Source organism: Pseudoalteromonas sp. SR45-5 (genome assembly GCF_014163565.1).
Lineage (GTDB): Bacteria > Pseudomonadota > Gammaproteobacteria > Enterobacterales > Alteromonadaceae > Pseudoalteromonas > Pseudoalteromonas distincta.
In genome coordinates this window covers 1-7,703 of the sequence record NZ_JACJDN010000135.1, presented here as the reverse complement: position 1 = coordinate 7,703, position 7,703 = coordinate 1, and the positions used below count along the sequence as shown (strand labels likewise).

General features: G+C 36.8%; 6 protein-coding genes and 1 pseudogene. 4 read left to right on the top strand and 3 right to left on the bottom strand.

The window, feature by feature from the left end; genetic code table 11:
• Both H5072_RS07290 and H5072_RS07285 read left to right on the top strand, forming a co-directional pair.
• Positions 1–252, top strand: a pseudogene (locus tag H5072_RS07290) (hypothetical protein); the annotation flags it as partial.
• On the top strand, positions 245–1,189 hold the full coding sequence (locus H5072_RS07285; protein WP_182693133.1) for a hypothetical protein: 945 nt from the start codon (positions 245–247) through the stop codon (positions 1,187–1,189). The pseudogene H5072_RS07290 and the gene H5072_RS07285, both read left to right, overlap by 8 nt.
• 29 nt (positions 1,190–1,218) lie before the next feature.
• Here H5072_RS07285 and ushA read toward each other — a convergent pair whose 3' ends face one another.
• Positions 1,219–2,850 carry a bifunctional UDP-sugar hydrolase/5'-nucleotidase UshA gene (ushA, locus tag H5072_RS07280; protein ID WP_182693132.1) on the bottom strand — a complete coding sequence of 544 codons (1,632 nt, stop codon included), beginning with the start codon at positions 2,848–2,850 and terminating at the stop codon, positions 1,219–1,221.
• Positions 2,851–2,937: 87 nt separating this feature from the next.
• Entirely contained in the window at positions 2,938–3,123 is a 186-nt protein-coding gene (locus H5072_RS07275) for a hypothetical protein (RefSeq protein WP_002959050.1), read from the bottom strand.
• A gap of 250 nt (positions 3,124–3,373) precedes the next feature.
• On the opposite strand from H5072_RS07275, the gene H5072_RS07270 reads away from it, so the two are divergent.
• Complete coding sequence (locus H5072_RS07270; RefSeq protein ID WP_182693131.1) at positions 3,374–4,114, top strand: peptidylprolyl isomerase; 741 nt, start codon at positions 3,374–3,376, stop codon at positions 4,112–4,114.
• Positions 4,115–4,181: 67 nt separating this feature from the next.
• On the opposite strand, the gene H5072_RS07265 is transcribed toward H5072_RS07270, so the two are convergent.
• Entirely contained in the window at positions 4,182–4,598 is a 417-nt protein-coding gene (locus H5072_RS07265; RefSeq protein ID WP_024594583.1) for an MAPEG family protein, read from the bottom strand.
• Positions 4,599–4,837: 239 nt separating this feature from the next.
• On the opposite strand from H5072_RS07265, the gene H5072_RS07260 reads away from it, so the two are divergent.
• The coding region (locus H5072_RS07260) for an insulinase family protein (RefSeq protein ID WP_182693130.1) at positions 4,838–7,703 on the top strand (2,866 nt) is incomplete at its 3' end.

The window sequence follows — 7,703 nt, the reverse complement described above, 5'->3', positions numbered from 1 at the left end:
GCTTCGTTTTGGAAAGAGAGTGACGAAAAACGTTTTTCAAAAAACTATATTACGCCTTTGAGTAATAATATTACTGGAACAAGATGGTATTTAAAAATGCAGCAAAATAATACTGATTTATTATGTGCAGTACAGGCAAATTTGCTTGATATGTCTAAAGATCAAAGTTTGCATTATTATCAAAATGCACAATCGTTTTGGAGTTGCGGTACTAGCTCAGTAAACTTAAAAGAGGAAGTTAGTGATGAGTAAATATAAACAACTACTTGTTTTACTATGCTTATTTTTAACTTTATCTTCTGTGTTTTATATTTCTGTAATTCAAAAAAGCCAGCAAGTAACTAAACAAAAAATAACGCAGATAGAAAGGCAAATAGCACTCGACTTACCATTACTTGATTTATCAAATGAGCTGCTAAAGCATTCGGGGAATAAAGATGCGGTTAATAGCTACATTAAAACCTTAAATAGCTACATTAATTCGAACGATCTTAAAGTTGTTGCTATTGCACCAAAAGGCGAAATGCTAGTACCTGTAAACTTACACCAAATAACACGTAGTTTGAGCACTAATAACGGACCTGTATTAGTTGTATTTAACGTTCAGCAAACCCACTTTACATTAAGCCATTTTATTTACTATTTTATATTTTTAGTATTAAGTGTGTTGATTAGTTTTTGGGTAAAATTTGCGTTTATTAAACAAAGTAATAAGCAGTTTAATAATGCGCAGCATCAGTCAATTACAGAGCCTACGCCGCTGATGCTTATAGTTGACCTTAACGATAAAACACTATCAAGTAGTTGTAGTGCAGAGCAAAAAGTGGGTTTAGCCAATAAGCCATTATGCTTTTATTTAGCACTTGTAGAGTATTGTACAAATAACGATGATGTAGCGCTTAGTCATAATAAAGATGTACCAGAGGAGCTTCTAGAGCTCGCTAACAAGTATTTTTATAGGTTGGTAGAGCTTGGTCATACGGTTAGAAAAAGGCCTAATTTTAATAATAGCCTAGAAAAAACCTTGAGTGAGATACGTGCGGCATTAGATGAAGTACTTAGCGAGTGTCCTGAAGAAAAAGAGTTATATTACCCACCTAAAGCCTATGGAGAAGGCTCTCGTTCTCGTTTGCATAGTTATGGGCTGGCAAATATTAAAAAAGGTAATATTGAAATAAGAGGAAAGTAACTAGATTACTTTCCTCTTATTCTTAGAGGTTATTTAGGGGTAAATTCAGCCGCTTTGAGAGGGCTATTTTTTGAAATAAAGTCTTGAAGTGCTTTAGCATCTGTTTCGTCTGTACTTACAAAGCCTTTTTTATTTGTAAGTGCAGGATAACCATCACCGCCTGATGCGTTATAGCTATTTAGACTCATTCTGTATGTTTTATTTTTATTAAGCGGTTCGCCATTGATCAAAACATTAACCAACTGATTATTTTTACGCTCAAACGATATTTTATGGTATTGCAAATAAGCACCAGCATCCGGTGGGAAGCTCGTTACTGTATTTAAGTAATCCCATAAATCACTGCCTTGCCAATCCATATAAGTAATGCGGTTTTTAAAAGGATGTACTTTTAAAATATCTTTATAGCTTACTTTACCAGCCTCTATTGAGCTGCGAATACCACCGCCACTTATTAATCCAAAGTCTGCATTTACTACATCCATTTGAGCTTGAATAATTACACGTGCAAGGTTTGTTTGTTGGTAACGAACTTTGTTTCTGTCACCTTCTAAGCGAGCATCTACTTCACCAATGGTACCTTCAATTTGTTTAGCGCCTTTAGCTTGGTATACCGCTAAATAAGATTCAAGTTTAGGGTCTGGTTTAATGTACTCGTTTGCTAATACTGCTTTAGTAGAGCCATCAGCTTGAACTTTATCTACATACAAATTAACAGGCATGAGTTTGTAGTCTAGTAACGTTAATTTTCCGTTTTCAAGCTTAAACTCAGCTTTACCAACATACTTACCCCATTCATGGGCTTGCATAATGTAAGTACCGTTTTGCTGGTCTGGCTTACAGGCAAGGCCAGGTTTAAAGTTATCGTCATTTACATTTGTATCACTCATACACACAGGTTCTTGTGAGTGACCGCCAATGATCATATCAAGTGTGTTTGCAGGAAGTGAGCGAGCAAGTGTTACGTCACCTGGTGCATTAATGCCAAAGCTAGCATCAACATAATGACCCATATGAGTCAGCGCAATGGTAATGTCAGGGTTGTACTTAGCTTTTATTTCTTTAGCTAGTTCTGCAGTAACGTCAACAGGGTCTTTAAACTCTAAGTGGCCAATATACTGAGGATTACCAATTTTAGCTGTATCTGTTGTTGTTAATCCAATAACAGCAATAGTTAAGCCATTTTTTTTGAATATTTTATAGCTATCAAACGCATGTTCGCCTGATTCTTTTTCAAATATATTGGCTGATAGAAAAGGAAAGTTCACCCATTTTTGCTGTTGCTTCAAAACATCAATAGGATTATCGAATTCGTGATTACCTAATGCCATTGCATCATAACCAATCAGCGACATACCTTTAAAGTCAGGTTCTGCTTTTTGTAAATCTGACTCAGGAATACCGGTATTAATGTCACCACCAGAGAGAAGTAAAACGGCATGACCTTGCTTTTGGGCGTCATTACGTAAAGAGTCAATTAACGTTTTGCGAGCGGCCATACCGTATTCGCCTTTTTCGTTTTGCCAAAAACGTCCGTGATTATCATTAGTATGAAGAACAGTTAAATATTCAGTAGGAGTACTGTTAGAGGTTGATTCAGGAGCAGGAGATGTACATCCAAGTACACTAAAAACAATCGAAAATAAAATAATTATACGCATAAAATACCTATGGATTAAGGTCTACTTAATTTATCAAGCGGGTAGTTTAAACTAGTTTTATGCTAAAAAAACGTACTTATTGACATTTTATTTAGAAGGTACAGTTAATCGATTTATGGCGGCACTTTCGCGACGCTTTAACTCTGCATCCGCATATTCCCGCTTAGTATGGTTTATACCTACCATCCACGTTAAAAAGCTCGCCGGTAGTTTTGTGTATGGTTCACCTTTGTGTAAACCAAAGTCGCAAATTGTTTGTTTAGTGTGTGGCATTGTTAATTCCTGTTGTTTGTGTTTTTTTAAGGTAACAAATAAGTGACCACACTTTTAAGATGATTTAATTTTAAATAGTTAGATTTATATAGCAAAAAAGAATATAAATAATGGCATATGTAATTAATTTGTTATCAACACGGTCTTAATTGTATCAACTCACACTTTAGAATCGATTTTAGTCGCCGATGGCATTAATGTGTTAACGCATTAACTAATTATTTAAAAAATATAACAACAGGAATAAAACATGAAAAAACTTTTACTTGGCTCAGCACTTGCTGCAGCAAGTTTTACAAGCACCGCTACTATAGTTGAAATGAACACGAGCCAAGGTGTCATAGAGATTAACTTGTTTGATCAAAAAACCCCCAAAACAGTCGCAAATTTTTTAAGTTACGTTCAAGATGATTCATATAACGAAACAGTAATTCACCGCTCTGTTAGTAACTTTGTTATTCAAGGTGGTGGATTTACATTTTCTGATTCGCTAGATGCGATTACTACAAAGCCTGCTGTAGAAAATGAGCCCGTTTTTTCTAATGTTAAGGGCACCATTGCGATGGCTAAATTATCGGGTGATGCTAATAGCGCAACAAGTCAGTGGTTTTTTAATATTACAGACAATAGTGCAGCACTTGATACCCAAAACGGTGGCTTTACAGTGTTTGGACAAATTACTGCAGCAAGCCAATCAACGTTAGATAAAATTGCAGCGTTAGTACACTGTGGTGAAACACCCGTGGTTGATATTACTGCTGAGCAATGTGCAAGTACTGATGTAACAATTAGTAGTGCTAACTTAGTGACTATTCAAAATGTGGCGGTAATGGATGATGATCCTAATTCAGCAGCAGGCCTTACTGTTACTGAAAATACGTTAATTGATTCTGACACATCAACAGATTCTAGCAGCAGTTCTGGCGGCGGGTTAATTTGGCTTTTAGGTGCTTTTTTACTTGCGGTACCTCGTTTAAAACGTGCTAAATAATTAAAATTAACGTTAATGTGGATGGCCTAAACCAGCCGTCCACATTACTATTATTAAACTTTGCTATTTAAAATAGTACTCGCCAAACCATTGCTAGCCAAATTGAAAACACACAAACACAACCCAGTAAAAACACTTTAAAACGTGCGCGTACGTTGTTTTCACCTAAATGAATAACGCTATGCACAATACGTGTTGCTACAAATAAACAGGCCAGTATTGCCACAAGTGTACTGGCGCTATTTAGTTGCAGTGCAAGTAAACACCCCGCGTAAAAAAGCACTGGTATTTCAAACTGATTCGAAAAGTTTCTATCTGCCACCCTAATAGTGTCGCCAGCCTTATCTAACTGCATTGTTTTAAAATCACTTAAATCTAGTTGTTTATTTTTAGCTGCGGCAAAGCGCCTTTTACCCATAATGAGCATGACAACCAGTGAAAGCGTAACTTGTGCAAACATGGCAAGTATGATGATTTTTTCCATTGTTTTTCCTTATTATTATTTAGAATTTGCGTATTTTTTGATATTGAATGATTTTTAGTCTCACAAGGTTGGCAGACTCCCAACTAATATCCAATTATGAAGACATTTTTCACAATGTGTTACACAAAATAGCGTTATTTTGTAGAAAGTTATTAATTGAAAATGTTAGTTTAGCTTAACTATATTGCTTTGAATTGGCGCACGCTATTTTGCGCAATACTTTTTAATGGAAAACAAAAATGAAAAAGATTATTGGTTTTAGTGCAATCGCACTTGCAGTTTTAAGTGGTTGTTCAAATACGGCTTCGGTTTCAGTGGCGCCTCAGGCCTATTTACTATCAGATACGTTAGTTGTAAGCCCTAACGATAACCGCGAATATAAAACACTTAAGCTGGCAAACGACATTGAAGTAATTTTAGTGTCAGATCCAGGTGCTGAAAAATCTGCAGCGGCACTAAGCGTTGGTGTTGGCTTACTGCATGACCCAATGTCGCAACAAGGTATGGCGCATTATTTAGAGCACATGCTGTTTTTAGGCACAGATCGCTACCCAGACACAAAAGGGTATTCTGATTTTATGACCAAAAATGGTGGCGCGCACAATGCTTACACGTGGCTCGATATTACTAATTACATGTTTAAAATTAATAACGACGCGTTTGATGAAGGGCTAGACCGTTTTGCTGACTTTTTCAAAGCGCCTAAGTTATACCCAGAATACACAGACAAAGAAAAAAATGCAGTAAACGCAGAGTGGTCAATGCGCCGCGAAATGGACTTTTTTGGACAATTTAAACTCGCGCGTAAAATGATGGGTGATCACCCGGCTAATCGCTTTTTAATTGGTAACCTAGAAACCCTTGGCGATAAAGAAAACAGTTCACTTCATAAAGAAACGGTTGATTTTTATAATAAATACTACTCTTCAAATATTATGAAAGTTGCGCTTATTTCTAATTTACCTATTGCTGAAATGGAGCAAAAAGCGCAAAAATACTTTGCTGACATAAAAAATAAAAATATCGAAAAACCAACAGTGACTGCAAAACTTGATTTTGATAACGCTGGCGGAAAACGCGTGTTTTATGCACCAAATGAAGATGTAAAACAGCTGCAACTTGATTTCACCATTGCTAATAATAATAGCGAATTTGCACTTAAACCAAACCGATTTGTAGCGTATTTACTAAGTAATGAAATGCCGGGCAGCCCAGCGCAACTTCTTCGTGATAAAGGATGGGTGTCTCAGCTTTCAGCTTCAGCTGCACCAAATCAATATGGCAACTATGGTTCGTTAAATGTAAATGTAGAGCTTACAGATGAAGGCATGAAAAATCGTGACGAAATAGTTGCGACTATTATGCAGTACATCGATTTAATTAAAAAAGAAGGCGTTGATAGCAAGTACTTCAACGAAATTCGTACTTCCCTTAATAACCAATTTAAGTTTTTAGAAAAAGGTGATGAATTTAATTATGTAAGCTCACTTACACAAAGTATGCAAGACTATCCGTTAAATCACGCTATTAATGCACCTTATTATTATGCAAAGTTTGACGCTGACGCTGTAAACAATGTACTTGAGCAGTTAAATGCCGACACCCTTCGTATTTGGTATGTATCGCAGCAAGAAGAGACAGACTCACAACTACACTTTTACGACGGTAAATACCGCATCAGTGACATTAGCGATGATGAAATTGCCAGCTGGAAAAAACCAAGCGAATTTAAGTTAGCACTACCAACAGTAAACAATTTATTGCCTGAAAATTTTGCAATAAAAACGCAAGCATTTAAAGAGCAAAAACACCCAGAACTTGCTTACGATAAAAGTGGTGTAAAAGTATGGCGCCAAGCAAGTCAAAAATTTGCAGAGCAGCCAAAAGGGCTTGTTGAAGTTTATATAAATACTCAACCCGGTTTGAACGATATTAAAGCAGAAGTCCTTTATTCTGTTTGGGCCGATTTATATAATATTCAACAAAGTCAGTTAAGTACCGAAGCAGCGATCGCCGGTATGAGTGTAAGCTTAGCACCGAGTAATGGCCTTGTTTTATCTATGAGTGGTTTTACAGATAAGCAAGATGTATTGCTTAAACAAGCTTTAACCGGCTTAAAAGCTGATGAAACAGCACAAGCATTTAACCAAGCGGTAGATCGCTTTAAGCGTAATTTACTAAACCAACAAAAGCAGTTTCCGTATGCACAAGCATTTGGCGAGTATTCAAAACTAACGCGTACAGGTGGCTTTGATACAGATGAGCTTATTAAAGCCGCTGACTCACTGAGTGTTGCCGACTTAGCACAATTAAAAACAGCTACGTTTGCACAAAACGATTTACGTGTATTTAGTTACGGTAACTACGATCAGCAAGATATTGACGCGATTGCACAAGAGTTAAGTGCAACATTACCAAGTAATCATAAGCGCAGTGAATTTGCACGAAGCAAAGCGTGGTTGCCACAACCGGGCGAAACACTGGTACTGCAAAAAGATATCGATGTAGCCGATGTAGCGGTGGTTGATATGACCGTTCACCCTGTTGCGGGTTACAAACAAAAAGCAGAAGCAGCTGTATTACAAAGCCACTTTAGAACTGTTGCGTTTGATAAAATGCGTACTGAGGAGCAACTTGCATACGCAGTAGGTGCATTAGCTCGCCCAATCGAGGATTACTCAGCAATTGGTTTGTATATCCAAACACCGGTTAAAGGACCAAAAGAAATACAAGCTCGTTTTGATAAGTTTAAAAAAGAATACGCAGTTGAACTTGATAACATGAGCGAAGAGACTTTTGAGCAGCTTAAAAACTCTACCCTTGTATCACTTAAAGAGCAGCCTAAAAACTTAAGTGACGAAATGAGCCCACTTATAAACGATTGGTACCGTGAAAACTTTACCTTTGATTCTAAGCAAAAGCTGATTGATGAAGTTGAAAAAGTAACGCTTGCAGATATAAAGGACTACTACAAGCAAACAATGCTTAACTCTAATGCTGCACGTTTAAATGTGCAATTACGCGGGACTAAGTTTATAGAAAGTGACTTTGCCGATTTACCAAATCAAACTAAAATCACAACGCTTGATGCCTATTACAATGGTA